We start from the raw sequence: 1,430 nt of genomic DNA, 5'->3' as shown, positions 1-1,430 counted from the left end.
AAGCTCAGCAAACTCACCGGTATCCTTCCCGGCGGCGCGGACCGCAGCGAAACCTCCCGCCTGGCCCTGGCCGCCATCGAGGACAAGGACGCCAACGTCATTTTCCACGATGCCGTCCGTCCCCTGCTGGACGGCGACATCATCATTGCCTGCATCCGCGCACTCGACGTCTACGACGCCGTCGACACCGCCATCCCTTCAGCGGACACCATCATCGAAGTGGATGATGAGAACTTCATCCGCGCAGTACCTCCGCGCGCCAAGCTGCGGAGAGGGCAGACCCCGCAGGCGTTCCGCATGTCCGTGATCGCCCAAGCCTACGAACGGGCCACCCAGGACCCGGACTTCTCGGCAACGGATGACTGCTCCGTGGTCCTCAAGTACTGCCCCGACGTCCCCATCTTCGTAGTGGACGGGGACGAGGCGAACATCAAGATCACCCAGCCCATCGACATCCACCTCGCGGACAAGCTGTTCCAGCTCAAGCACAAAACCATGCTGCCGGGTGGGAACACTGACGGCCTCCGCGGCTCCACAGTGCTGGTGTTTGGTGCCAGTTCCGGAATCGGGCTGGAGCTGGTCCAGCAGCTCGAGGCTGAAGGTGCCCTGGTGGTGGGGCAAAGCCGCACCGGCAACGGCACGTACGTGGAGGACCGCCAGTGCGTGGCCCAGGCGCTCGCCTCCGCCGCCGCAACGCACGGCCACCTGGACCACGTCATCCTCACCGCCGGCGTCCTCAGCGTGGGGCCGCTTGCCCAGCTTACGGATGAGCAGCTGCACCACGATGTTGACGTGAACCTCACGGCGGCCTTCATCGTGGCCCAGGAGTCGCAAAAGTACCTGGCCGGGAGCAAGGGATCGCTGACGCTTTTTGCCTCCAGTTCCTACACCCGCGGCCGGGCGAACTACACGGTCTACTCAGCCACCAAGGCTGCGATCGTTAACCTCACCCAGGCCCTCGCGGATGAGTGGAGCTCGGCCGGCATCCGGGTGAACTGCATCAGCCCGAGCCGCACGGCCACCCCCATGCGGACCAGGGCGTTTGGTGCGGAGGAGGAAGGGTCGCTACTGCCCGCGGCCGCCGTTGCCGGGGCCACCATCCAGGTACTGGCGTCGGCCATGACCGGGCAGGTGGTGGACGTCCGGCTCCCCTACGCGGACCCCACCAAGGACCCGGAACTGGTGGCGCAACCGTGAGCCAGGACCTTGAAACGCATCAGGTTAAGACGGAGGGCAGCTACAGCCACAGCCTAAAGGCGGACAGGGTATCGCTCACCCTTGCGGGCCCGCCCATTCCAGCCGGCGCCACGCTGTCCATCCTGCTGGGGGACAGGCCCATCTGGAGTGTCCACTCCGGCGAGGGCGCGAGGCGCGGCGCCGGCTGCTGCGTCATCGACTGGCCGCCGGCCCTCGCCGGCCGCCTGTCCGGG

Annotated in this window: 2 protein-coding genes; both read left to right on the top strand. The window is 66.8% G+C overall.

The features are described from left to right. On the top strand, positions 1-1,197 hold a 1,197-nt coding region (locus AC5RWX_RS33335), incomplete at its 5' end, for an SDR family NAD(P)-dependent oxidoreductase (protein ID WP_494100433.1). Further along, positions 1,194-1,430, top strand: a 237-nt coding sequence (locus AC5RWX_RS33330; protein WP_494100432.1) for a hypothetical protein, incomplete at its 3' end; no start/stop codon positions are given. The genes AC5RWX_RS33335 and AC5RWX_RS33330, both read left to right, overlap by 4 nt.

It is taken from the genome of Arthrobacter sp. SPT-J7 (genome assembly GCF_059089965.1).
Note: the sequence above shows the minus strand (reverse complement) of the source record. Positions and strands in the feature narration are given on the sequence as shown.